The sequence below is a fragment of the Comamonas nitrativorans genome (genome assembly GCF_042654765.1).
Classification (GTDB): Bacteria; Pseudomonadota; Gammaproteobacteria; order Burkholderiales; family Burkholderiaceae_C; genus Comamonas; species Comamonas nitrativorans.
The window spans coordinates 25131-49529 of sequence record NZ_JBHSEW010000013.1 but is presented as its reverse complement, the minus strand read 5'-3'; the positions used below and the strand labels follow the sequence as shown (position 1 = coordinate 49529).

General features: G+C 60.6%; 22 protein-coding genes and 1 pseudogene. 15 read left to right on the top strand and 8 right to left on the bottom strand.

The genetic code is table 11. From position 1 onward, the window contains the following. The first annotated feature begins 127 nt into the window (after nt 1–127). The 3 genes from radA to ACFO3A_RS13670 all read left to right on the top strand — a co-directional run bounded on the left by radA (nt 128) and on the right by ACFO3A_RS13670 (nt 2998). Nucleotides 128–1513, top strand: coding sequence for a DNA repair protein RadA (radA, locus tag ACFO3A_RS13680; RefSeq protein WP_377727421.1), 1386 nt, complete (start codon nt 128–130; stop codon nt 1511–1513). Between the two features lie 93 nt (nt 1514–1606). Next, complete coding sequence (locus tag ACFO3A_RS13675) at nt 1607–1822, top strand: zinc-finger domain-containing protein (protein ID WP_377727419.1); 216 nt, start codon at nt 1607–1609, stop codon at nt 1820–1822. Nucleotides 1823–1885: 63 nt separating this feature from the next. After that, nucleotides 1886–2998 carry a glycosyltransferase gene (locus ACFO3A_RS13670; RefSeq protein WP_377727417.1) on the top strand — a complete coding sequence of 371 codons (1113 nt, stop codon included), beginning with the start codon at nt 1886–1888 and terminating at the stop codon, nt 2996–2998. Between the two features lie 125 nt (nt 2999–3123). On the opposite strand, the gene ACFO3A_RS13665 is transcribed toward ACFO3A_RS13670, so the two are convergent. Further along, entirely contained in the window at nt 3124–3864 is a 741-nt protein-coding gene (locus ACFO3A_RS13665) for a glycosyltransferase family 25 protein (protein ID WP_377727415.1), read from the bottom strand. Here ACFO3A_RS13665 and ACFO3A_RS13660 point away from each other — a divergent pair. The 3 genes from ACFO3A_RS13660 to ACFO3A_RS13650 all read left to right on the top strand — a co-directional run bounded on the left by ACFO3A_RS13660 (nt 3863) and on the right by ACFO3A_RS13650 (nt 7370). Continuing rightward, nucleotides 3863–5131, top strand: coding sequence for an O-antigen ligase family protein (locus tag ACFO3A_RS13660; protein WP_377727413.1), 1269 nt, complete (start codon nt 3863–3865; stop codon nt 5129–5131). The genes ACFO3A_RS13665 and ACFO3A_RS13660 overlap by 2 nt on opposite strands. After that, nucleotides 5016–5762 (top strand): YrbL family protein, encoded by a 747-nt coding sequence (locus ACFO3A_RS13655; RefSeq protein WP_377727410.1) that lies wholly within the window; start codon nt 5016–5018, stop codon nt 5760–5762. Before ACFO3A_RS13660 ends, ACFO3A_RS13655 begins: the two co-directional genes overlap by 116 nt. Before the next feature lie 63 nt (nt 5763–5825). Then, nucleotides 5826–7370, top strand: a complete 1545-nt coding sequence (locus ACFO3A_RS13650; protein ID WP_377727406.1) for a sulfatase-like hydrolase/transferase — start codon at nt 5826–5828, stop codon at nt 7368–7370. Nucleotides 7371–7389: 19 nt separating this feature from the next. On the opposite strand, the gene ACFO3A_RS13645 is transcribed toward ACFO3A_RS13650, so the two are convergent. Further along, a complete protein-coding gene (locus ACFO3A_RS13645; protein WP_377727404.1) occupies nt 7390–8004 on the bottom strand; it encodes a DUF4124 domain-containing protein in 615 nt (204 codons plus the stop codon). A gap of 35 nt (nt 8005–8039) precedes the next feature. Beyond that, complete coding sequence (gene pyrE, locus ACFO3A_RS13640) at nt 8040–8744, bottom strand: orotate phosphoribosyltransferase (protein ID WP_377727402.1); 705 nt, start codon at nt 8742–8744, stop codon at nt 8040–8042. Between the two features lie 13 nt (nt 8745–8757). On the opposite strand from pyrE, the gene ACFO3A_RS13635 reads away from it, so the two are divergent. From ACFO3A_RS13635 to ACFO3A_RS13605, 7 genes and pseudogenes are all read left to right on the top strand, one after another. Then, entirely contained in the window at nt 8758–9561 is an 804-nt protein-coding gene (locus tag ACFO3A_RS13635; RefSeq protein WP_377727443.1) for an exodeoxyribonuclease III, read from the top strand. Between the two features lie 75 nt (nt 9562–9636). Further along, complete coding sequence (locus tag ACFO3A_RS13630; RefSeq protein ID WP_377727400.1) at nt 9637–10098, top strand: helix-turn-helix transcriptional regulator; 462 nt, start codon at nt 9637–9639, stop codon at nt 10096–10098. 16 nt (nt 10099–10114) lie between these two features. Further along, nucleotides 10115–10372 (top strand): hypothetical protein, encoded by a 258-nt coding sequence (locus tag ACFO3A_RS13625; RefSeq protein WP_377727398.1) that lies wholly within the window; start codon nt 10115–10117, stop codon nt 10370–10372. 95 nt (nt 10373–10467) lie between these two features. Continuing rightward, nucleotides 10468–11550, top strand: a complete 1083-nt coding sequence (locus tag ACFO3A_RS13620) for a type II toxin-antitoxin system HipA family toxin (protein ID WP_377727396.1) — start codon at nt 10468–10470, stop codon at nt 11548–11550. 42 nt (nt 11551–11592) lie between these two features. Then, the gene (locus ACFO3A_RS13615) at nt 11593–13155 is read left to right on the top strand and encodes an ATP-binding protein (RefSeq protein ID WP_377727394.1); all 1563 of its coding nucleotides are present in this window, start codon (nt 11593–11595) and stop codon (nt 13153–13155) included. A 168-nt stretch (nt 13156–13323) separates the two neighbouring features. Then, nucleotides 13324–13441: pseudogene (locus ACFO3A_RS13610) on the top strand (type IV pilin protein); the annotation flags it as partial. A 412-nt stretch (nt 13442–13853) separates the two neighbouring features. After that, nucleotides 13854–15476: an O-antigen ligase family protein gene (locus ACFO3A_RS13605; protein ID WP_377727392.1), complete on the top strand. Its 1623-nt coding sequence runs from the start codon at nt 13854–13856 to the stop codon at nt 15474–15476. A 139-nt stretch (nt 15477–15615) separates the two neighbouring features. On the opposite strand, the gene metH is transcribed toward ACFO3A_RS13605, so the two are convergent. Continuing rightward, nucleotides 15616–18363 carry a methionine synthase gene (gene metH, locus ACFO3A_RS13600; protein ID WP_377727389.1) on the bottom strand — a complete coding sequence of 916 codons (2748 nt, stop codon included), beginning with the start codon at nt 18361–18363 and terminating at the stop codon, nt 15616–15618. 137 nt (nt 18364–18500) lie between these two features. Further along, nucleotides 18501–19520, bottom strand: a complete 1020-nt coding sequence (locus ACFO3A_RS13595; RefSeq protein ID WP_377727387.1) for an SdiA-regulated domain-containing protein — start codon at nt 19518–19520, stop codon at nt 18501–18503. A 9-nt stretch (nt 19521–19529) separates the two neighbouring features. Between ACFO3A_RS13595 and ACFO3A_RS13590 the strand changes: the two genes are divergently transcribed. Further along, on the top strand, nt 19530–19658 hold the full coding sequence (locus ACFO3A_RS13590) for a hypothetical protein (protein WP_377727385.1): 129 nt from the start codon (nt 19530–19532) through the stop codon (nt 19656–19658). A 34-nt stretch (nt 19659–19692) separates the two neighbouring features. Here ACFO3A_RS13590 and ACFO3A_RS13585 read toward each other — a convergent pair whose 3' ends face one another. From ACFO3A_RS13585 to ACFO3A_RS13575, 3 genes are all read right to left on the bottom strand, one after another. Further along, complete coding sequence (locus ACFO3A_RS13585) at nt 19693–20466, bottom strand: ferredoxin--NADP reductase (RefSeq protein ID WP_377727383.1); 774 nt, start codon at nt 20464–20466, stop codon at nt 19693–19695. Between the two features lie 178 nt (nt 20467–20644). Then, nucleotides 20645–21712 carry an NAD(P)H-dependent flavin oxidoreductase gene (locus ACFO3A_RS13580; protein ID WP_377727381.1) on the bottom strand — a complete coding sequence of 356 codons (1068 nt, stop codon included), beginning with the start codon at nt 21710–21712 and terminating at the stop codon, nt 20645–20647. Next, nucleotides 21709–22920, bottom strand: a complete 1212-nt coding sequence (locus ACFO3A_RS13575; RefSeq protein ID WP_377727379.1) for a YbfB/YjiJ family MFS transporter — start codon at nt 22918–22920, stop codon at nt 21709–21711. The genes ACFO3A_RS13580 and ACFO3A_RS13575 overlap by 4 nt, the downstream gene beginning before the upstream one ends. Before the next feature lie 247 nt (nt 22921–23167). Here ACFO3A_RS13575 and ACFO3A_RS13570 point away from each other — a divergent pair, with 247 nt between their 5' ends. Continuing rightward, nucleotides 23168–24376, top strand: a complete 1209-nt coding sequence (locus tag ACFO3A_RS13570; RefSeq protein ID WP_377727377.1) for a threonine ammonia-lyase — start codon at nt 23168–23170, stop codon at nt 24374–24376. Nucleotides 24377–24399 lie beyond the last annotated feature (23 nt).

The window sequence follows — 24399 nt, the reverse complement described above, 5'->3', positions numbered from 1 at the left end:
GCCAGTGCCACAGGTGCGATGATTAAAAATCAATAGCTTCTTCCGCTTCTATTAAAACGATTTCAGATAGTTTTCATTCTGAAATCGTTTGTTTGTCTGCGGAACAAGCTTCATTTTCTCAAGCAACGTGGCCAAAGAAAAAACCCTCTTCACCTGCAACGCCTGCGGCGGCACCACCCCGCGCTGGTTGGGCAAATGCCCCAGTTGCGGCGCCTGGAACAGCCTGGTGGAAACCGTCGCTGAAAGCGCCAGCGGCGGCAAGAACCGCCTGGGCGCACCCCAGGGTTACGCCGGGTTGGCCAACGCCCAGCCCGTCACCCCGCTTTCGGCCATCGAGGCGCAGGACGTTGCCCGCACCCCCAGCGGCTTGAGCGAGCTGGATCGCGTGCTGGGCGGCGGCGTGGTCGAAGGCGGCGTGGTGCTGATCGGCGGCGACCCCGGCATCGGCAAATCCACCCTGCTGCTGCAAGCGCTGGATGCGCTGCAACGCAACGGCCTGCCCACGCTCTACGTCACTGGCGAAGAAAGCGGCGCCCAGGTCGCCCTGCGCTCGCGCCGCCTGGGCATCGACGGCAGCCAGGTCAATCTGCTGGCGGAAATCCAGCTGGAAAAAATCCTTGCCACCGTCGAAGCGGCCCAGCCCGCCGTGGTGGTCATCGACTCCATCCAGACCATCTACTCCGACCAGCTCTCCAGCGCCCCCGGCTCCGTCGCCCAGGTGCGCGAATGCGCCGCCCACCTCACGCGCATGGCCAAAAGCACCGGCATCACCGTCATCCTGGTCGGCCACGTCACCAAGGAAGGCGCACTGGCCGGGCCGCGCGTGCTGGAGCATATGGTCGATACCGTGCTGTATTTCGAGGGCGACACGCACAGCCCGCACCGCCTCATCCGCGCCATCAAGAACCGCTTTGGCGCGGTGAACGAAATCGGCGTTTTCGCCATGACGGAAAAAGGCCTGAAGGGCGTCAGCAACCCCAGCGCCATCTTTCTGAGCCAGCACAGCGAACCCGTGCCCGGCAGTTGCGTCCTCGTCACCCTGGAAGGCACACGCCCGCTGCTGGTCGAGATTCAAGCCCTGGTCGATGGCGGCAGCCCCGCGCCGCGCCGCCTGTCCGTCGGGCTGGAGCGCGACCGGCTCGCCATGCTGCTGGCCGTCCTCAGCCGCCATGCCGGTGTCGCCTGCGCCGACCAGGACGTCTTCGTCAATGCCGTTGGCGGCGTGCGCATCAGCGAACCGGCGGCCGACCTGGCCGTCATGCTGGCCATCACCAGCAGCCTGCGCGGCAAACCGCTGCCGCGCGGCTTCATCGCCTTTGGCGAAGTCGGCCTGGCCGGCGAAATCCGCCCCGCCCCGCGCGGCCAGGAGCGCCTGAAGGAAGCTGCCAAACTCGGCTTCACCACCGCCATCGTGCCCAAGGCCAACGCGCCGAAAAAAGCCATCCCGGGCCTGACCATCCACGCCGTCGAGCGCGTCGATGAAGCCATGGACACCCTGCGCGGCCTGGAGTAAACACCGCCCCAGCACCACAAGCACGCTCTAAAATCCGGCGCTTGACCGCCTCCGGCCAGATTTGTCCAGATTCCTCCAGAAAGAGACACCCGCATGACCGTCACCGCTCCCGCTGCCGTAGAACTCACCGCCCACGACCTCAACCCCGCTGGCGACTTCTACTGCCCCCACCCCAAGGCCGACATGAAGCTGTGGAACAGCCACCCGCGCGTCTACATCGACGTCGGCCACGACGGCAAAGGCAAATGCCCCTACTGCGGCACCGTCTACCAATTGAAAGCGGGCGAAGTGTTCAAGGGCGGGCACTAAGAACCGCCAAAGGGCTGGCCTTGCCAAGCCCTTTTTTCTTGCCTTCTTTTCCCTCTCGGTTCCATGCGCATCCTGCACTTTGTCACCGGCGGCTTTTCCGGCGCGACCCAGGTCGCCATCGACCTGTGCCTGGCCGCCCGGCGCACGCCCGGCACGCAGGTGCTGCTGGTGCTGCGGCGCAAACGCAACACCAGCGCCGAGCGCGTGCAGGCTCTGCGTGACCAGGGGCTGGACGTGCGTGTCGTCTCCAACTGGCTGCACGTACTCACCGTGCGGGAGCTGCGGCGCATCATCCGCGAATGGCGGCCCGATGCCGTCTTTGCCCACGGCTTCAGCGACCACATCTGGGGCCGTCAGGCCGCCGTGGCCGAAGGCGTGCCGCGCATCTTCCACGTCGAACACAACAGCCGCGAGCGCTATACGCCCCGCCGCTTGCAGCAGGCGCTGGCCCTGGCCCCCGCCACGCAGGCCAGTATCGGCGTCTCCGAAGGTGTACGGGCCGCCCTGATCGAGCGCGGTTTTCCGCCCGAACGCTGCATTGCCATCCTCAACGGCATTGCGCTGGAGAAATTCCCCGACAGCCTCATCCCCACCGACTGGCAGCAGCGCGAGCCAGCTATCCTCATGGCCGCCCGCTTCGCCCGGCAAAAAGACCATGCCACGCTGATCCGTGCCTTGGCGATACTCAAAACACAAGGCTTGCAGCCGACGCTGTATCTGGCCGGCGGGGGGAGCGCACGGCTGCGCAAACAGGCCGAACACCTCACCCACACGCTGGGGCTGGACGACCAAGTCCACTTCCTGGGCAACGTCGATAATCTGCCGCAGCGCCTCGCGCGGGTGCAAGTCTGCGTGCTGTCCACCCATTGGGAGGGGCTGGGCCTGTCCATGATGGAGGGTATGGCTGCCGGCTGCGCCTGCATCGGCAGCCGCGTCGTCGGGTTGCAAGAAGTGATTGAAGACACCGCCGACGGCCTGCTCGTCCCCCATCAGGACGCCCCCGCGCTGGCCCAGGCGCTACAGCAACTGCTTACCCACCCACAGCAAGCCGCCCAGCTTGGCGCCCAGGCCCGCCGCACCGCCCTGGCCCGCTATGGTCGTGAACAGATGGGGCAGCGCTATCAGGCGCTGCTGGAGGCACCGTTGCTTCCCACAATGGCAGCACCAAAGCGATAACCTCAAAATCTCCGAAAAAAAGAGCTGGTACCGCTGGTATTTAAACAATTTCAGATACAAAAATACCTGAAATCATTGAATAAACAGAAGTAACAGCTCTTTTATCAATAGCTAGCCGGATTCTTTCAGCTCAACGGCAACTGCGGCTGCCGTGCCCTGGCGTTGCCCCAGGCCAGTTGCAGCTTCATGCAGAACTTGCGCCAGCGCTGCGGCAATGTCAGGCCGGAGCGCTGCTGCCAGATGCTGCTGATTTCGCTGGTGTCATCCAGGGACACCGCCGCAGGCAGCACCCCGAAAACATGCAGATCGTTTTCAAACCAGAAGCGCAGATCCACATCGACCGGACGGCCAAAAGGCACCCGGGTGCGCAGCAGCTTTTCCGCCCCGGCCCGGCTGATAACATACGCGGCCGTCAGACTTGGCACCCGCGCGTACTGAATCAAGCCATGGCCCGCCACCAGAGGGCGCTGGGCCCGCACCTTCTCCTGGCTGCGGCCCACCAGCTTGATCATGTCCCACGGCTGCCCGATCCGGGCAATGCCATGAATCACTTCGGAAAAATCGGTATGCAGCCGCACGTCGTCCTCCAGCACCACCATGGCCTGCGCATCGCTGGCCAATAGCTTGCGCCATACGTGAATATGGCTGGCGTAGCATCCCTTTTCTCCATTTGCCAAAGGCTTGTAATACTGTAGAGCGTTTTTACTGCTGGAAAATAAATTCTCCTGCGCCGCAGGCGTCAGATCGTTCCACCATACTGCAGAAAACCTTTCCACAGGAAAACCGATATTTTCGAGCTGCGCCTGCATTCTTTTGCATCGCTCGTCGTCCTTCTCCAAATTGATGAAGTTAACAATGATTTTCATGAAGTCAAAACCTTTTGCAAAAGAAAATTACCTGGAAACCATAAATACGTTGGCGGTATTTTTTCTTGTTTTCAGTTATCTGACGCTGCCATTTTCGCTGGCACTGCACAATGTCGGGTATACGCTGGCGATTGTTCTTGCATTGCCCAAAATAAAATCGACCCTTGCCCAAGTCAAGAAAGAACCCCTCGTACTTGTTCTGCTTGCTCTTCTGGCTCTGATAATAATAACCTCCACTTACAGCCTTTCGCCATGGAGTGGCACGCTGGGTGAAAATTTCAAGAAATACCTGAAAATAGCCCTTGCCGTGGTACTGCTCCCGCTGCTGGCCGACGACAAAACACGCCAGCGCTGTATGCAGGGATTTTTTATCGGCATGATTTTCGTGCTGGTATCTACCTATTTGAGTATCTGGTTCAATCTACCCTGGTCAAGCAATAAAAACCTGGGCTGGGGTGGAGACCATACCGTTTTCGGAAATTATATCACCCAGAATATCATGATGTCGTTTTTTGCCCTGCTGTGCATCGACATGATCGGCAAGGAAAAGAAAATGTTCATCAATCTTTTGCTGATTCTGGCCATCGTTTTGGCTGCCACCTCCACACTCTACCTGTCTGCTGGGCGCACAGGGTATCTCGCATTGTTCCTGGGAGTGTCTGCCTACATCGTATTCCGTCTGCCCAAGAAACTTTCCATCATCAGCCTGGCCCTGGTCTTTATTGCCGGCGTGACGGCATTCAATACATCCAAAGGCATACAAACCCGTTATCAGGAGGCCAGGCAGGAAACCATTCTGATTTTCGAGCAGGTGAACGCCCAGGAAGCGCCCAAACTCACCAGTATCGGCGCACGCTGGTATATGTGGATGAAATCCATCGAACTGATTCAAGAACGCCCCCTGACCGGCTGGGGCCTGGGCAGCCATGGCGTCAAATGGTGCGAAAAAGCCCCCGAACCGGCATGGTGCAATGTGGGCGACCGCACGCCGCATAATCAATTCCTGTTCTTCTTCACCGAAATGGGCATTCTTGGTTTCGCCTGGTTCCTGGCGCTGCTGGCCACCCTGGTCTGGGCTGCCTGGAACCATCCCAAATACCGCCCGCTGTTCATGGGATTCATTGCCATATTCATTGGGGACAGCCTTGTGAATGCCTCCCTGTGGAATGCCAGAGAATATAACTTCTTCATCATCATGCTGTGCTGGCTGTATTGCAGTGCAAGATTCTCGAATAAAGGCTGGGCGTACCATGGTGCTGGAAATTAAAAATCTCCGAAAAATTGGCAATGGAACCATCAAGGATATTTACCAGCATCCGGTTCATGCCGGCCAAATCATAAAAACCGTCCAGCCCGCGATCGTTGCCAGTGACGGCGGTTTTGCCAGGCATGGGTGGTTGAAGCGGAATCTGCACCAGGGCATTTACCGCCAATTCCGCCGCGAAATCATCCAGTACCTGCAATTGTGCAAGACGCACTACGGCACCGGGCAATTCACCTTTCCGGTCGAAACGCCTTGTGGCCTGGTCGCTACCGACCATGGCCTGGGGTTGGTGACGGAAAAAATCACCGGCCCTGACGGCCAGGGCTGGACGCTGGAAGCCCTGGCCCGCGATACCCCGTTGCAGTCCAGGCATTACGAGGCGCTGGAACGCTTCTTCGACGATTGCGTGCGCCTGCACATCGTCTTTGGAGAGGTGAACATTGCGGGGCTGATGTACACCGAAAGCCGCAGCGAACAACCCGAGTTCGTGCTGGTGGACGGCATTGGAGAAAAGTTGCTGATTCCCATCCGGGCAATGAGCGCCCGGATCAACGGTCACTACGTGCGCAAGGTACAGCGACGCATCATGGCGCAGGTGGCGCAATTGCAGGTCGAGCGTGGTTTTCTATCCTGATTTTGATAGCTGTTTGCGCTTGTTGGATAAGCGTTCAGGCCATTTTTTATTAAAAACCACTCCATGAATCGGATGCGCATCAAGACCGGGCGGGTGCTGGCCGCCTGGCTGCTTTTTTTCATTCCCAGCTTGCTGCCAGGGGTGTCGGTCGCATCGGTGGCACACCTCCTGCTGGCTGCATGGTGTTTTTCACCGCTGCTGTTGCTGCGCCCGATGCAACCTGTCGTGTTCGGCGGGCTGGCGTTGCTGGGCTGTTTGAATATCGTTCATGCCAGTTTTTTCGGTGCTCTGGCCGATGAGTTTTTCCTCGCGACCATGCTGCGCACCACTCCGGGGGAAACGGTGGAGTTTCTGCCCACCGTTCCCGGCAGCGCCTGGATGGCGGTAGGCCTTTGGCTGCTGGCCTGTGCATGGGCGGGCCATACGCTTTGGCGCACGCTGCCCGGGTTGCGTGGCTCGTCCCTGCTGCTGCGCAGAGTCTGGCAAGGGGCCGGGCTGTTCTGGGCACTGGTGCTGGTGTATGTGCTGGTGCAGCAGCTCAACGCCAATACGTTCATGCGCAAGGCCAAAAGCCTTTATCCCTTGCACATGGTGCGTGCAACCATGCGCCAGCAGGAGATTGCCAACGGCCTTTTTCAGCCGCCGCTCCTGCCTGTTGCACCGGCAGATTCCGGCGCTCAGGTGGATACCGTGGTGGTCGTGCTGGGGGAAAGCGCCACGGCGCAGCGCTGGTCGCTGCTGGGCTACCAGGGGGGCGATACCAATGCGCCGCTGGCCAGCCTGCCCGACATGGCCGTGACGACGGTATTGGCCCAGGGCTGGAATACCGCTGCTGCGCTGCCGTTCATGCTGACCGGCATGTCGGCACGGGACAGCACGGCACGCCAGGCGCCGTCGTTCATCGATCTGGCCCGGCACGCGGGGTACAAAACCTTTGCGTTTACCAATTCGCGGTTTTTCAGCGCCCAGGAAGATTTCTTCAGTTACGCCCTGCGCCGCTCCAGCACGGTGTACCAGAAAGTGGGCAACGGCGATCTTGACGAGGTGCTGACGGCCAGCCTGCGTGATGCTCTGGCCGATCCTGCGCCCCGCAAGCTGATCGTTCTGCATACCTATGGCAGCCATCCGCTGCCGCAAGAGCGCACGCCCCTGGGCTACCGCCCCCTGGCCGATGCCTACGACAGCAGCGTGCGCTACAGCAGCGATCTGCTGGCGCAGTGGACGGAGTTGCTGGCGGCGGCCAGCACGAACCGCAGCGCCTTGCTGCTCTATACCAGCGATCACGGCGTGCTGCTGCCGCCCTGCGCGGAGGATTACCGCCACGGCGCCGGTCTGAGCAGCCTGGAAGTGCCCATGCTCGTCTGGGCCAATCCCGCCATCCGCACGCAGCACGCCAGCGTATTGCCCGACTTTGCCCTGCAACCACCGGCAGACGGGCCAGCCCCGGCGGCAGAGCACACCAATGCCCTTCTGGCCGAGACGGCGATTCGCGCCGTGGGGTATGGAGCGCTGCTTGCGCAGCCGGACTGGCCCGGCAGCACCAATCCCGGCCTGGATGGCCGCTCGTGGGCAGAGCTGCGACAGCGCAACGCCTGCACCTTGCAGTAGGCGGCAGCGGGGAGTGGGGTCAGGGCTGCGTGCCCGCCCAGAGTTTTTCCAGCCGTCGCGCCTCGTCGTCGAAGCGCAGCATGATGCGCTGGCGATTGATTTCGTTGGCCTCGATGGAGCGTTTTTGCCCCAGCACGGCGGCTTGGGCGGCTTGCACGGCCTTCCTGGCGGCAGGCTGCGGGGTGTTGCCTTGGGCCGCCAGGTCTTTCTGCGCCTGAACGTAGGCCTGCTCCAGGTCTTGCAGGCGGGCGCGGGCCAGTGTTTGCAACTCGTCAAGATGCTGCACCTGCTGCAGGCGCTCGGCCTCATGTGCGGCGCTGTCCGGGTAGCGCAGCAGCAGCGCCTGGTCGATGCGGTGCTGCTCCCGGATGCGTTCCTGTTCCTGCAACCGGCGCTGCTTTTCCTGGGCGGCCCGTTCCAGCTCGGCCTGGGTGGGGACGGGCGCCCGTGGCGTGCGTTCGACGCCGCTGGGGCCCAGTACGCGCTGCTCGCGGTCCAGGCACTCGGGGATGGGGCGGTCGGCCACCAGGCGGCGGCCATGGTCGTCGGTGCAGGTGTACACGCCAACACTCTGCGCGGCGGCGGCGCCCAGCACCGTCATTGCCAAACAACCGACCGCGAAGTGATAACGCATGTGTTTTTGCCCCGCTTTCGCACCTTGGTTTATTTCTATTGCTGCACCCCGTAGCGCTGGCGGTAGGCCGCCACCCGTTGATAGTGTTCGGCCATCGCAGCGCCGCCATCGGCCTGGGTGGCCAGATAGGCCAGCAAGTCCGCCAGTGTAGCAATTGCACACACTTGCAGACCCAGTTGCTGGCGCACGTATTGCACGGCGCTGTGGGGCACGTCCTGGCCGTTTTCCGTGGCCATTTCCTGGCGATCCAGGGCAATCGCCACGGCGTGCGGCGTAGCGCCCGCCGCTCCGATCAGGGCGATCGATTCGCGGGCCGCAGTGCCTGCGCTCATCACGTCGTCGATGATGAGTACCCGCCCCTTGAGCGGCGCCCCGACCAGGGTGCCGCCTTCGCCATGGTCCTTGGCTTCCTTGCGGTTATAGGCAAAGGGCACGTTCCTGCCCATGCGGGCCAGTTCGACGGCAACGGTGGCGGCCAGGGGAATGCCTTTGTAGGCGGGGCCGAACACCATGTCGAATTCGATGCCGCTGGCAACAATCGCCTGTGCATAAAATTGCGCCAGGCGTGCCAGCTTGGCACCGTCGTCAAACAAGCCTGCGTTGAAAAAATACGGGCTCATCCGCCCGGCCTTGGTTTTGAACTCGCCAAAGCGCAGCACCCCGGCCTGTACGGCAAATTCCACGAACTCTTGCGCCAGGGCGGCGGTGTCCGCCGTCGGTGCGATCTTTTGATTGGTCATGAATACTTCTTCTCTGTTTCAACTCACCAGCCTGAACCTCAACGGCATCCGCTCTGCCACCACCAAAGGGCTGGAATCCTGGCTGGCGTCAATGAACCCGGATTGTATTTGCGTGCAGGAGCTGAAGGCCCAGCAGCCGGATATCGCCGGACGTTTCGAGATGCTGGCTGGCCTGCCCGGCTGGTTTCACTGCGCCGAGAAAAAGGGCTACTCCGGCGTCGGCATCTACAGCCGCTATGCGCCCAGCGACGTCATCGTCGGCTTCGGCAACGCCGAATTCGATGCCGAGGGCCGCTACATCGAAGCCCGTTTCGATACGCCGCAGCGCAAGCTCTCCATCATCAGCAGCTACTTTCCCAGCGGCTCGTCGGGCGAAGAGCGGCAAAGCGCCAAGTTCCGCTTCCTGGACGCCATGCACCGCCACCTGATGCAGATGAAGCAGGAGCGTGACTTCATCCTGTGCGGCGACATCAACATCGCCCATACTAAGCAGGACATCAAAAACTGGCGCAGCAACCAGAAAAACAGCGGCTTCACCCCCGAAGAACGCGCCTGGATGGACATGCTGCTGGCCGAGGACAAAACCAGCGGTGGCCTGCACGACGTCTACCGCCGCCTGGAGCCGGACGCCACCGACGCCGGCTACACCTGGTGGAGCAATCGCGGCCAGGCCTATGCCAACAACGTCGGCTGGCGCATCGACTACCACCTGGCCACCCCGGCCCTGGCCACGCTGGCCCGCAGCAGCAATATCTACAAGGGCGAAAAATTCTCCGACCATGCGCCGCTGACGGTGGGGTATGAACTGGCGCTGTGAGGGCGTGTTCAAGGCCCTGTAGCGGGAATTGATTCATAGATTTGCATATTTTTGCAAAAACAATAATATCAATGAATGCCGCGCCAAAACACCCCACCCGCCAACTACCCGCAAGCCGTACTCAGGCAGATTGAGCAGCTTGCGCAAAACATCGTCATTGCCCGCAAGCGGCGCGGCGAATCTCAAGCGCAGTGGGCCAGGAAACTGGGCATATCACAACCGACCATGGCACGTATCGAACGTGGCGACCCATCCGTTGCCATGGCCTCGTACGTAATGTGCCTATGGCTTGTCAATCAGGCGGCCGGGCTGGCCGACCTGATCGCGCCGCAAAACGATCATGCGGCGCTGGAGAAAGAAGTTGCCAAGGCGCAGGGCAAACGCAAACAGGCTGCCAGGCCCGCGCCGCTTGCCCCGATCGCTTTTGGAACGCCCCAGGTATCCGTATCCACCCCGGCAAATCAGCAGCCCCCTGCCTCATCAGCCGCCGCTGGCCTGGCCGCCCTGCTGGGCCAATCAGGCCCTGAAAAGAAATGACAGGACACGACAGGAAATGACAGCCTTCGCAAGCCATGCAGTGTCTCCACGCACCTATGTGCCCCAAGACCAGCTCTATGTGTGGGCCATGGTCAATCCAACGGCCCCCACGCTGGTGGGAGAAGTCAGCCTCTCCGCGCTGGTCAAAGATTGCGCCACTTTCGTCTACACGCCGCAATGGTGGCACTTCGCCCTGAGAACCTGTTCACGATCTCCACGCGGGCGTGCAGTCGTGGCCTCGGGCGCTCTGCGTCGTTGCAAATCCTCGCCATAGCACCGCTACGGCTGCGGTTTGCGCCTGGCAGCCCATCCCGATCCACATCCCGCACGCCTTCGCGCTGAGATCGTGAACAGGTTCTGAGCGAAGACATGCCCATCATCCGGGGGCAAGTTTTCAGCGCTGGTGAAAACAACACAGCCCCAGGCGCGATCGACGATGCCCGACCCGACCGCTGGGGTGAACGCATCATCCGCCACATCGATCGACCTGCACGCCTGTCCATTCTGGAAATGCTGCTCTTTGCGGGAGATGACCGTTTTGGCGCCTTGGGCATTTCCACCTCGGCAGACCAATACATCCCCCGCCGTCTCAGCCCTTATCCACATCTAGCGGATCTGGCCCAGCTTGCAGCAGCGGTGGAAAACGTCCAGACCCAAGCCCCGATCACCGCAGAAATTCAGCGCCTCATCCAGCCCGGCGTCACCCTGGGCGGCGCACGGCCCAAAGCACTGCTGCAAACGGATAACGGCCCCTGCGTCATCAAATTCAGCGAAGTGGATGACCCCGTCGACACCCCACTCATCGAACACGCCACCATGACGCTGGCCGTCCAAACTGGGCTGCACGTAGCCAACACCGCCGTGTTGCCGCTGCCCATGCGCCATGGCAAGCGGCGCCACGCTCTCACTATTGAACGGTTTGATCGCATCGGCCCCTACCGCGTGCATTGCCAATCTGCCAATACCGCCTTGCGTGCAGCAGGGCTGGAACAAAGCTACGGCAATCTGGCCACCATCCTTTTGCGCCTGGGCCACCCGGACAGGCAAGCCGCCATGCGCGAAGAACTGTTCAAACGCATGGTCTTCAACATCCTGATGGACAACACCGACGACCACGAGCGCAACCACAGCCTCTGCCTCAACCTGGCGGATGGCTACTACGACCTCAGTCCTGCTTATGACGTCGTTCCCAGCCTGCAAAACCTTGGCTACCAAGCCTTGATTGTTGGCACGATGGGGGCGGAATCCAGCCTTGAAAATGCGCTCACCCAGATCAACGAATACGGCATTAAAAGGCCCCGCGCCATTGAACTGATCCGGCAGGTTGCAGCGACCGTTGATCGATGGGTCGCGCACTTCTCGGCGCTTGGCGTCAGCCCGGCAGATATGGCGCTACTGGCCGCCAGCATCGACCGTGACGCACTCAGGCGACAGCGACTGGCGTTTCTATAGCCGCCGCCATCGGCCCGCAAACGCCCCTCCTACAATGGCCCGATGCAACGCAAGAAACTCCCCATCGGCATCCAGACCTTCGCCAAAATCCGCGAGGGCGGCGAACACTATTACGTGGACAAGACACCGCTGGCGATTGAACTTGTCCGGCAAGGCACGCATTTCTTCCTCTCGCGCCCCCGGCGCTTTGGCAAAAGCCTGTTTCTGGATACGTTGAAGGAATTGTTCGAGGGCAACGCCGCCCTGTTTCAGGGGCTGTACGCCGAGCAGCACTGGGACTGGTCGGTCAAATACCCCGTGCTGCGTTTCAGCTTTGGCGGCGGTGTGCTGGGGTCGGTGCAGGACTTGCAGCAAAGCCTGCATGCCCAACTGCGGCACCATGAAGAGCGCAGCGGACTGGCGCAAAAGTACCCCGATGCCCGCAGCCGGTTCATCGAGCTGATTCGCCATCTGGAATCGAGCAGCGGCCAGCGCGTCGTCATCCTGGTCGATGAATACGACAAACCCATCCTTGATCGCATCGAAGACCCTGAACGTGCCCAGGCCATCCGCGAGGTACTCAAGGATTTTTATTCCGTCATCAAGGACAGCGACCAATATGTGCGCTTTGCGTTTCTGACCGGGGTATCGAAGTTCAGCAAGGTCAGCCTGTTCTCTGGCCTGAATAATCTGGAAGACATCACCCTCTCACCCCGCTACAGCGCCATCTGCGGCTACACCGACGAAGACATCGACACCGTATTTGCCCCCGAACTGCCGGGACTGAACCGGGAGGACATCCGCTGCTGGTACAACGGCTACAACTGGCTGGGCACATCGGTCTACAACCCGTTTGACTTGCTGCTGCTGTTTCGCAACCGCATCTTCAGCCCCTACTGGTTTGAAACCGGCACACCCACCTTCCTGATCAAGCTGCTGACCCAGCGCGGCTACTTCACCCCCAATCTTGCGCGGATGTATGCGGGCGAAGCGCTGATCTCCACCTTCGACGTGGACAACATCGTCAGCGAGGCCCTGCTGTTCCAGACCGGCTACCTGACCATCCACGGCGTCGATCAACCCATCATCGGCCAATGGGTCTACACCCTGGGCTACCCCAACAAGGAAGTGGAAGCCAGCCTCAACGCCAGTCTGCTGTTGGGCATGGGGGCCGACGGCATGACCGCCTTTGGCCAGCGGCTGCGCCTGATCGAACTGCTCAAGACGCACAACGTCCCCGCCATGCGGGACTTGTTCCATGCTTTTTTTGCCAGCATTCCGCACGACTGGTACCGCAGCAGCCCCATTGCCCGGTACGAGGGCTTCTACGCCAGCGTGTTCTACAGCCACTTTGCGGCGCTGGGTATCGACATCACCCTGGAAGACGCCACCAACCAGGGCCGCATCGACATGACCGTGCGCTTCGACGGGCATGTTTACCTGTTCGAGTTCAAGGTGGTAGAGCTGGCGCCCGAGGGCAAGGCGCTACAACAATTGCAGGACAGAAACTACGCCGAGAAATACCGCAGCCGGGGTGAACCCATCCACCTGATCGGCGTGGAGTTCAGCCGGGACAGCCGCAACATCGTTGCCTTCGATACGCTGACTTTGGCTGCCAGCGACTGACAAAAAATGTCACCTCATCCATAAACCGTCACTCATTACCGTGGGTTTTTGTCATTGCCTGGCAGTTTTCCCAGCCGGTACGCTCTGGCGCCAGGGGGTGAAAAAATTGGCACAGCATTTGCTTGAAGAGATGTGTTTGATTTTTCATCCCTCTTCAAGGAGTTTGCTATGAAGCGCACCCTGCGTTCTGCCCAAAAGGGTTTTACCCTGATCGAACTGATGATCGTCGTAGCGATTATTGGTATATTGGCTGCTGTGGCTTTGCCGCAATATCGTAATTACACAACCAAATCTGCAAATAATGCTTGCTTGGCTGAAACGAAAGGATTTTCCAATGCCCTTCTGGTTTGGAGTTCTGAAGGTGGGAATCCTAGCGACATACCCAGTGTTACAGCAAGTGCTTGCGGCAGTTTTACTGATATATCTACTGGCAGTGCCGCTGATGGTGGTAAGGTAAAAGGTAACAAGAAAGCTGCTGGGCCTGGTGATAAGGACGCCGTTTGCGATGCGGATGCGAACTGTAAACTGCAATAATTGACTGTAAAATTTTTTCTAAAGCCCACCGTGGATGCGGTGGGCTTTTTATATGGAAAATGTTTTTAAAATCCATTATGAAATTAAAATATAATTATTTTTTATTCTCAATATTCTTGATGATTGGTTGGATTTTACCAATATCCTTTCTACCTTGGACGAGGATGCATCAAGAAGTTGCAGCGGTACTATCATTATTTATTTTATTAATTTCTTTAAATAATAAAAAAGAATATTATTTTAGCATTCCGTTGGTGGGGAGTTTTGTTATTGCATGGATTCCAATAATTCAATTTGCCATTGGTGTCTTGCTATATTTTGGTGATGCGATTGAGTCATTTATTTACTTTTTTCTTTTTGGGTTAAGTGTTTTTATCGGGAGTAATATAAGAGATAACTCAAATAACTCCATTGATTTTTGTAAAATCTTATCAATAGTATTTATTATTGGCAGCTTGGTATCTTTTTTAATTGCAATGCTTCAATGGACTGGATTGGCAAACGGAGTAGATATTTCTTGGATTATGCCTATTCGAGGCTCTCGTCCTTATGCTAATTTGGGGCAGCCAAACAATCTCGCTACCCTTTTCGGATTTGGTTTGGCCGGGGTGTTTTATCTTTTTGAACAGAACAAGATCAGAAATTATTTCGCATTGATACTGGCATTGTTACTGATTTTTGGCTTGGCGTTGACCCAATCTCGAACCCCTTGGGTGGTGGCGGCGATTTTGCCGTTTTTCTGGCTCTGGCAAAGCCACCGGATGCCGCTGCGCACCACTGCCCGCCATGTGTTGCTGTTGGTTGGGGTGTATGTCGGGTTTGTGCTGATGCTGCCTGTATTAGGGAGTTTCCTGGAAGCACCAGTCAGTTCCGTGCTGGAACGGGCCACGCAGGCACACCGGTGGGATATGTATAAACAGGCCCTTTACTTTATTGCCCATGGGCCGTGGTATGGATTTGGCTGGGGGCAAATTCCTTTGGCGCATAGTTTGCTTTCAGCACAAGCGCCGGAGGCAATTTTTTACCATTATTCGCATAATATTGTTTTAGATATTCTTCTTTGGAATGGTCCCTGGATTGGCGGCATTATTGTTGTATTATTTTCAGCATGGCTAGGCACTTTATTTTTCCAAAAAAATACGGTAAAAAGTCTTTTTGCATGGTTGGGGCTGTTGTTTTTCTTGATCCACAGTATGTTGGAGTATCCATATGCGTATTTATTTTTGCTGTTGCCTGCAGGATTACTGCTTGGCATCGTAGAAGGACAGCACCGCAGTAGGGAATTTGAAATATCAGCTCCAAAAAATTCGATAGCAATTATTGCAATAATTGGGTTGGCGGTAACAGTAGCTTTTTGGAATAATTATTTGATTATTGAATCTGATTATCGAGAAGCTACTCGAAAAATGGAAGAGAATTTTATTCCAGAAGAAGTGCAAGCTGTATCACAAGCTATTCTTTTGGATGAATTAAAGGAAACAGTTTATTTTTCTAGATTCCCATTAAAGTCTGGATATAGTGAAGATTTGCTTGAAAGAGTCGATGTTTTTGCAAATCGTTTTCCAAGAAAATTTTCTTTGGTTAAATCTTGCTATATTTTCTCATTAAATGGGAGACAAGAAAAAGCAATCACACAATTGATAAAGCTAAAAGATATTTTCGGCATTTCAGCACTGGAAGAGGCATTGAGCTACCTGTACCAGGAGTCGGAAAAAACCCCCGAATTACTGCCTGTGCTGGCGCACTTTGGTCTGGTGAAGAAGGCGCCTGCTGCGGTTAGTGATTAAAAAGATGAGCTGCTACTGCTGGCTGATGTTGGTTTTCAGCAGTAAAGATGCCTGAAAACCTGATTTTGCAATCGGTAGCAGCTTGGAAATCAAGAGCATACCAAGGGTGAAACCGCAGATTTTTTTGCGGAGAAACCCGTCACCCCAAACTCGGCGCCAGCCGCCGGCGCAGTTCTTCCACATCCATGCCCCGGCGCCGGGCCATGTCCTGTACCTGGTCGTCGCCGATGGTGCCGACGCTGAAGTAGGTGGCCTGGGGGTGCGCCAGGTAGAAGCCGCTGACGCTGGAGGCGGGGTACATGGCCATGCTGTCGGTCAGCGCCATGCCGATTTCATCGGTTTGCAGCGTTTTGAACAGGTCGATCTTGGCGGTGTGGTCGGGGCAGGCGGGGTAGCCGGGGGCGGGGCGGATGCCCTGGTATTTTTCGGCGATCAGTTCGTCGTTCGTGAGCGCCTCGCCCGCGCCGTAGCCCCACAGGTCGGTGCGCACACGGTGGTGTAGGCATTCGGCGAAGGCTTCGGCCAGGCGGTCGGCGATGCCTTTGAACATGATGTTGCTGTAGTCGTCCAGCGCGTCCAGAAACTCTTTTTCCTTCTTCTCGCTGCCGATGCCTGCCGTCACGGCAAACATGCCGGCGTAGTCGGCAATGCCCGATTCCTTGGGTGCAACGAAGTCGGCCAGGCAGCGGCTGGGGCGCAACTGGCCTTCGGCGTCCACCTGTTTTTCGGTTTGCTGGCGCAGGCCGTACCAGGTCATCAGCACCTGGGTGCGCGTTTCGTCGGTGTAGAACACGATGTCGTCGCCGACGCGGTTGGCCGGGAACAGGCCCATGACGCCGTTGGCGGTGAGCCAGCGGCCTTCGATGATTTTTTTCAGCATCGCCTGCCCGTCGGCAAAGACCTTGCGGGCTTCTTCGCCGACGATCTCATCGTCGAGGATGGCGGGGAAGGGGCCGGCCAAGTCCCAGGTCTGGAAGAACGGCCCCCAGTCGATGTATTGGGCGATTTCGGCCAGGTCGAAGTTCTTGAACACGCGCCGCCCCAGGGCGCGGGGGGTGACGGGGGGCGGGTTGGCAAAGTCCAGTTGCGGCAGGTTGGCGCGGGCTTTTTCGATCGGCCACAGGGGCTGCTTCTTGCGCTTGGCGTGCAGCTGGCGCACGTGTTCGTAGTCGGCGGCGACTTCGGCCAGGTAGGCGGTGCGGTTTTCGCCCAGCAGGCTTTGCGCCACGCCCACGCTGCGCGAGGCATCGGGCACGTAGATGACCGGGCCGTTGTATTGCGGGGCAATTTTGACGGCGGTGTGCACGCGCGAGCAGGTGGCCCCGCCGATCAGCAGCGGCGTCTGGCGGCTGCGGAAGTACTCGTCCTTGTCCATCTCGCCGGCGACGTACTGCATTTCTTCCAGGCTGGGGGTGATGAGGCCGGACAGGCCCACCATGTCGGCGTTCACCTCCTTGGCCTTGGCCAGGATTTCGTGGCAGGGCACCATCACGCCCATGTTGATGACTTCAAAGTTGTTGCATTGCAGCACGACGGTGACGATGTTCTTGCCGATGTCATGCACGTCGCCCTTGACGGTGGCGATGACGATGCGGCCCTTGCTGGAAACGTCGATGCCTGCGGCTTCCTGCTGGCGCTTTTCTTCCTCGATGTAGGGGATGAGGTGGGCCACGGCCTGCTTCATCACGCGGGCGGATTTGACCACCTGGGGCAGGAACATCTTGCCCGCGCCGAACAGGTCGCCGACGATGTTCATGCCGTCCATCAGCGGCCCTTCGATGACGTGCAGCGGGCGGCCCCCGCCCTGGACGACGAGCTGCTGGTAGGCCTCCTCGGTGTCTTCCACGATGAAGTCGGTAATGCCATGCACCAGGGCGTGCGACAGGCGCTCGCCCACGGTCTTGGGGTTGTCCGGCGTGCCGCGCCATTCCAGCTTCTTGCTGTCGTCCTTGGCGGCACCCTTGGCGGCTTCGGCAATTTCCAGCAGGCGCTCGGCGGCGTCCTCGCGGCGGTTCAGCACCACGTCTTCGACGCGCTCGCGCAGCTCGGCGTCCAGGTCGTCGTAGACGCCGACCATGCCGGCGTTGACGATGCCCATGTCCATCCCGGCCTGGATGGCGTGGTACAGGAACACGGTGTGGATCGCCTCGCGCACCGGCTCGTTGCCCCGGAAGGAGAAGCTGACGTTGGAGACGCCGCCGCTGATCTTCGCCCCCGGCAGGTTGGCCTTGATCCAGCGCACTGCGTTGATGAAGTCCACGGCGTAGTTGGCGTGTTCCTCGATGCCGGTGGCGATGGCGAAGATGTTGGGGTCGAAGATGATGTCCTCGGGCGCAAAGCCCACTTCGTCGACCAGGATGCGGTAGGCACGTTCGCAGATTTCGATCTTGCGCTCGAAGGTGTCGGCCTGGCCTTTTTCATCGAAGGCCATGACCACGGCGGCGGCGCCGTAGCGCTTGATCAGCTTGGCCTCGTGCTTGAACTTGTCCACCCCCTCTTTCATCGAGATGGAGTTCACGATGCCCTTGCCCTGCAGGCAGCGCAGGCCGGCCTCGATCACTTCCCATTTGGAGCTATCGACCATCACCGGCACCTTGGCGATGTCCGGCTCGGAGGCGATCAGGTTCAAAAAGCGCACCATGGCGGCCTTGCTGTCGAGCATGGCCTCGTCCATGTTCACGTCGATGACCTGGGCGCCGTTTTCCACCTGCTGGCGGGCGACGGACAGGGCGTCTTCGTACTGCTCGTTCAGAATCATCCGCGCGAATGCCTTGGAGCCGGTGACGTTGGTGCGCTCGCCCACGTTCACGAACAGGCTGCCTTCGCCGATGAACACCGGCTCCAGGCCGGAGAGACGCATGGGAGGGATGGGGGTGGAATTGCGCATGTTTTCTCGCCTACTGAACGCAGCCGTTCAGACAATCTGCCAAACCCAGGTGGGCGCGGGTTGGCAGGCAACCATGCACACAAGTGCCGCACAAGGCCGCACAATGGTTGCGCCCCCCTGAAAGAAAACCAATGATTCTACGAGGTGGCACGCATGGATGCCGCTGGCACGCAGCAGTGGCCTGGCAGCGCAGGCTGCTTCTCAAAGCGGTAAAACAAATTGGGTTCGGAGACGATGAACAGCCTTCCATCGGGCGCCAGGGCCAGTCCCTCGGGCTGGGGAATCTTGCGTGCCAGCCCGTGCAGACCGCGCCACAGCGGCAGCAAGCTGACGGGCGCACCTTGGCGGTCATATTCCACGACCAAGGCAGATTCCTCACTGAGCAGCAACAGATTGCCGGTGGGCGCGTGGGCCGTGACCGAGGCCAGATCGTTGATGAACAGTGCACCCCAGGGCTGGCCGGGCCAGGCAGGTGCTATCTGCGACGCAGATGGCACAGATGGCGAAGAGGGCGTAGATAGCAAGGCGTGCGGCAAAGGGGGCAGCATATCGGGCTGCACACCGTGCAGGCTCCACAGCCGTAGCGGCCATTTTTCCTGGCCTACCAGCAAACGCTGCGCCCCCGCATCCCAGGACACGGTTTCCACGCCCAGGTTGTGGTGCAGCGTCTCCAGCGGCAGCCGCACCATTTCACGGGCCTGCACTTCGCGGCTGTCGGGGCCGATATCGACGGTATACAGCGCGTTGTGGCGCTCGCCGGAGAGCATGAAGCGCCCGCCTTCGATGTGGGTGATACCTTCCGTATCCCGTGCGCCATGCACGCGGATGGTGCGCAGCACGTCGCCCTCCGCCGTCAGCTCCACGATCTGCGCCGGGTTGTTGGTGGTAGCGAACAGCGTGTCTGTGCTGTCGCTGAATGTCAGGCCGGACAGGTTTTTATCCACGCCTTGCAAGGGTCGGCCCTGAATCACGACGCGGTAATCCGGCAGCCACAGCGATGTGGGACGCAGCTGCGTTTCATGCAGCAGGCTTTGTCCCCAGTAATATGCCAGTGTCGGTAGTTGGAAATAGGCCGCCAATACTGCCCCTACGGCCAGGGCAGATAGTAAAGCGCGGCGCAGGGTGCGCGGCAGGTGAAAGGCGGAGTGCAGCAGCATGGGGTTTTGATGGTCAATGCTTACTATTTAATAGCATTTTACGATGATGAAATAATGATTTCAGGTGTAAATGTATTAAATAATCTTATTTCAACAGCGGAAGAAGCTACAAAAAAACAGGCAGCCGAGGCTGCCTGATGCGAAAGAAGGGGAGGGGAAAACCGCTGGCGGTTTATTTCTCCACAAACGCGCGTTCGATGACGAAGTCGCCCGGCGTGGTGGTGTTGCCTTCGTTGAAGCCGCGCTCTTCCAGGATGGTTTTCAGCTCGTCGAGCATGGCCGGGCTGCCGCACAGCATGACGCGGTCGGTTTCGCGGTTCAGCGGGGGCAGGCCGATTTTTTGCGGGAACACGCCTTCGACGATCTGCGTGGAAATGCGCCCTTCGTTGCGGAACGGCTCGCGCGTGACGGTGGGGTAGTAGATCAGCTTGTCCTTGACGATCTCGCCCAGCAGCTCGTGTTCGGGCAGCTCTTTTTCCAGCATGTCCTTGTAGGCCAGGTCTTCGATGTGGCGCACGCCGTGCACGACGACGACCTTTTCGTAGCGCTCGTAAGTGTCCGGGTCACGGATGATGGACAGCCACGGCGCCAGCCCGGTGCCGGTGCCCAGCAGGTACAGGTTCTTGCCGGGCAGCAGGTAGTCGGTCACCAGGGTGCCGGTGGGCTTCTTGCCGACGATGACGGTGTCGCCCACCTGGATGTTCTGCAGGCGCGAGGTCAGCGGGCCGTTGGGCACCTTGATCGAGAAGAACTCCAGATGCTCCTCCCAGTTCGGGCTGACGATGGAATAGGCCCGCAGCAGGGGTTTGTTGTCGACCTTCAGGCCGATCATGGTGAAGTGACCGTTGGAAAAGCGCAGCCCGGGGTCGCGGGTGGTGGTGAAGGAAAACAGACGGTCGGTCCAGTGATGCACCGACAACACACGTTCTTCGTGAAAGGCACTCATAAACAATTCAACAGAGAATCAACAACAAACCCGCCGGGGGCCAGCCAACTGCGGCGCAGGAAGGGGCAGCGCCCCCCGGCCACAAGGGGGCGATTGTCCGTTAAAACCCTTAAAAATGGGGGCTTTCCTGGCTATGTCTTGATATAGATTAGTGATATGGCGAATGACGCAGGGCGCGTCATTCGCCTTTTTTGGCTTGCGCCTGCGCCAGTTCGGTGGCCAGGGTCTGCACCAGCTCGGCGGCGGGCAATGCCCGCGCCAAGGCCACCCCCTGCCCGGCCCAGAAGGGGGCAAAGTCCTGGCAGCCCTGGGCGCTGGCCGCCTGGTGCAGGGCCTTGCCGGCGTCGTACACCTGCGGGTAGGCGGGCAGCGGCTGGCCGTAGGCCTGCCCCAGGGCGTGGAAGCGATTGACCAGCCCGCGTGCCGGGCGGCCCGAGATGGCGCTGGTCACCGCCGTGCGCGGCACTGCCGGGTCGAGCAGCGCGGCGCGGTAGGCGGCATTGGCGCCGCTTTCCGGGCAGGGGACGAAGGCCGTGCCCATCTGCACCGCGCACGCGCCCAGTTGCAGCGCGGCGGCCATGCCCGTGCCGTCCATGATGCCGCCGGCGGCCACCACCGGCAGGCGCGTGCGTTGCACCAGCAGCTGCACCAGGGCCAGCGTGCCCAGGTGCTGGTCGCGTGCCGGGTCGAACACGCCCCGGTGGCCGCCGGCTTCCGCGCCCTGGGCGATCACCACGTCGATGCCGGCTTGCTCGATGTGCAGGGCTTCGTCCAGATCGGTGGCGCAGGCCATGGTGATGCAGCCCTGGTCGCGCAGCGCGGCCAGGAAAGTGGGTTCGGGTAATCCGAAGTGAAAGCTCACCACTGCCGGGCGCTGCGCCAGGATCAGTTCCTGTAGCGCCTGGTTGCCCAGGGCGGTGGGATAGATGGCGTGCAGGGCCGTGGGCGGCTGGGCGCCGAAGCGGGCAAATTCCGGGGCCAGGTAGTCCAGCCAGGCCTGTTCGCGCCGGGCATCGGCCTGGGGCGGCTGGTGGCAGAACAGATTGACGTTGAACGGCGCGGCGGTGAGCGCCCGGGTGCGTTCGATTTCGCTGCGGGATTTTTCCAGGCCGTAGGCGCCCAGGCCCAGGGAGCCCAAAGCGCCCGCGTTGCTGACGGCGGCGACCAGCTCCGGGGTGGCGGTGCCGGTCATCGGGGCTTGAATGATGGGGTGGCGCAGGCCCAGGCGTTGCATCCAGGGAGTCATGGCAGTCCTTTCGTAATGGAATGAGGCGTTGGTTTGGGCCGGGTCAGCGCGACCAGCACGCAGCCGGTCAGCAGCGCCGAGCAGCCCAGGGCGAATAACAGTTGGTAGCTGCCGCTGCGGGCGTAAATCCAGGCCATCACATACCCGGCGGTGGCTTGCAGCAGGGCGAACGCTGCCGTGGCGTAGCCCCACATCTTTTTGTGCTGCGCCGGGCCGATGAGCTGCATCAGATACCCCGAGGTAATCGCCGACATGCCCGGCGACAGCGCCCCGACGACAAAGCTGGACAGGCTGTGCCCCACCCAGCCGACCCAGAACAGCGGCAGGCTGATGGCCAGCCCCTTGAGCAGATACGCCCCGGTAATGCTGCGCCACCAGCCCCAGCGCTGGGCGATGAATGCCACGGCCAGCGGCCCGGCCATGGCCCCCAGGCCAAACAAGGCCCACTGCGTGGCCGCATAGCCGCTGCCCAGGCCCAGCTCGCGCGTGAGGTAATCGACCCAGAACACGGTGTGCGGGACAAAGCCGAAGCCGTCCAGCATGTAGGCGCAGAACACCAGCACGATCACCCACGTCCACAACGGCGGGGCCGTGCCGGATGCTGCACCGGGGGCCGCCTGCGGGGTGATCGCCACCGGCGGCAGGCTGCGCAGGCGGCGGGCGCACCCTTGCCCGGCCAGGGCGACCACGGCGCTGACCAGGGCCAGCATCCACCACACGGCGCCCAGGCCCAGCGGCATCAGGCCGGGCACGATCAGCGCGGAAAACAGCGCCCCCATGCCTACGCCGCTGAACATCAGCGGGCCGAGAAAGGCGCGGCGCCCGGGCGGCGCGGCGCTCATCGCCACGGACGGCCCCAGCACCATCAGGATGGCCCCGGTCACCCCGGCCACGAAGCGCCAGAAGGAGAAAACCGCCATGCCCTGCGGCCAGCTGCTGGCGGCAAAGCTCAGGGCCACCGCCCACCACGACAGCGTCAGCACGCGCACCGCGCCAAAGCGCTCGGCGCACGGGGCGGCCAGCACGGCGCCGATCAGGTAGCCCAGCAGGTTGGCTGCGCCCAGGTAGGCCGCCTGCTCCCCGTTGAACCAGTGCGACAGCACCATCTGCGGCATCAGCGCGGTGTAGGCGAAGCGGGCCAGGCCGATGCTGCTCAGGGTGGCAAGGAAACCGGTCAGGAGAAGGGGCAGTTCGGTGCGGCGGATCACAGTCTTTCCAGCAAAAAACCAAAGCCTGCGTGGGCAGGCACGGGCAGACATTGGCCAGGAGGGGCCGGGCGATTGTGCGCCCGTTGCCCTGCCCCTGGCCGGGCTGCGCCATCGCACGGACCTGGAAAACCCGCAGACGGGCGACTGCGGGCGGCAGCGGTTCGATTTCTGCGCTATAAAGCGAAACCGCCTGAAACGCTTGCCATACAAGCGCTGATAGCTACGAATTTATTAAACCATTGCCCCCATGCTGACCATCCCCGATATCCACGCCGCCGCAGCGCGGCTGCGCGACCAGGTGCTGCAAACGCCCTGCGTGGCCTCACAGACCCTGTCCGACATCACTGGCGCCCAGGTGTTTCTGAAGTTTGAAAACCTGCAATTCACCGCCTCGTTCAAGGAGCGCGGCGCGTCCAACCGCCTGCAACTGCTCACCGCCGAAGAAAAGGCCCGTGGCGTGGTCGCCATGAGTGCGGGCAACCATGCCCAGGGCGTGGCCTACCACGCGCAGCGCATGGGGGTGCGGGCGGTGATCGTCATGCCGCGCTTCACCCCCGGCGTGAAGGTGGAGCGCACGCGCAGCTTCGGCGCCGAAGTGGTGCTGCACGGCGACACGCTGGAAGCGGCCCGCCAGCACGCCTACGCCCTGGCCGAGCAGCAGCAACTGACCTTCATCCACCCCTTCGACGACGAGGCCGTGGCCGCCGGCCAGGGCACGCTGGCGCTGGAGATGCTGGCCGAGCAGCCCGACCTGGACACGCTGATCGTCGCCATCGGCGGCGGCGGGCTGATCGCCGGGGTGGCGACGGCGGCCAAGGCGCTCAAGCCCGGCATCCGCATCGTCGGCGTGCAGGCGCGGCGCTTTCCCTCGATGCTCAACGCCGTGCAGGGCAGCGATCTGCCCCCTCTGCCGATCGGCAACGCCACCATCGCCGAAGGCATCGCCGTCGCCACGGCGGGCGACTTCACCCGCACCGTGGTGCGCGAGCTGGTCGACGAGCTGCTGCTGGTCGATGAGGGCGACATCGAGCAGGCCGTGCTGATGCTGCTGGAAATCGAGAAAACCCTGGTCGAAGGCGCCGGCGCTGCCGGGCTGGCCGCGCTGGTGCGCCACGGCGACAAATTCCAGGGGCAGAAAGTCGGGCTGATCCTGTCCGGCGGCAATATCGACCCGCTGCTGCTGGCCTCGATCATCGAGCGCGGCATGGCCCGCTCCGGGCGCCTCGCCCGCATCAAGGTCAGCGCCCGCGACGTGCCCGGCGTGCTGGCCAGGATCACCGCCACCGTGGCCGAGGCCGGGGCCAACATCGAGGAAGTACACCACCAACGCGCCTTCACCCTGCTGGCCGCGCAGAACGTGGAGATCGAGTTCGTCCTGCAAACGCGCAACCAGGCGCATGTCGAGCAGGTGCTGCACGCCCTGCAGGCGCAGGGGATGGAAGCGACGCGTATCTGAAAAGAGAGCTGCTTCCGCTTTGT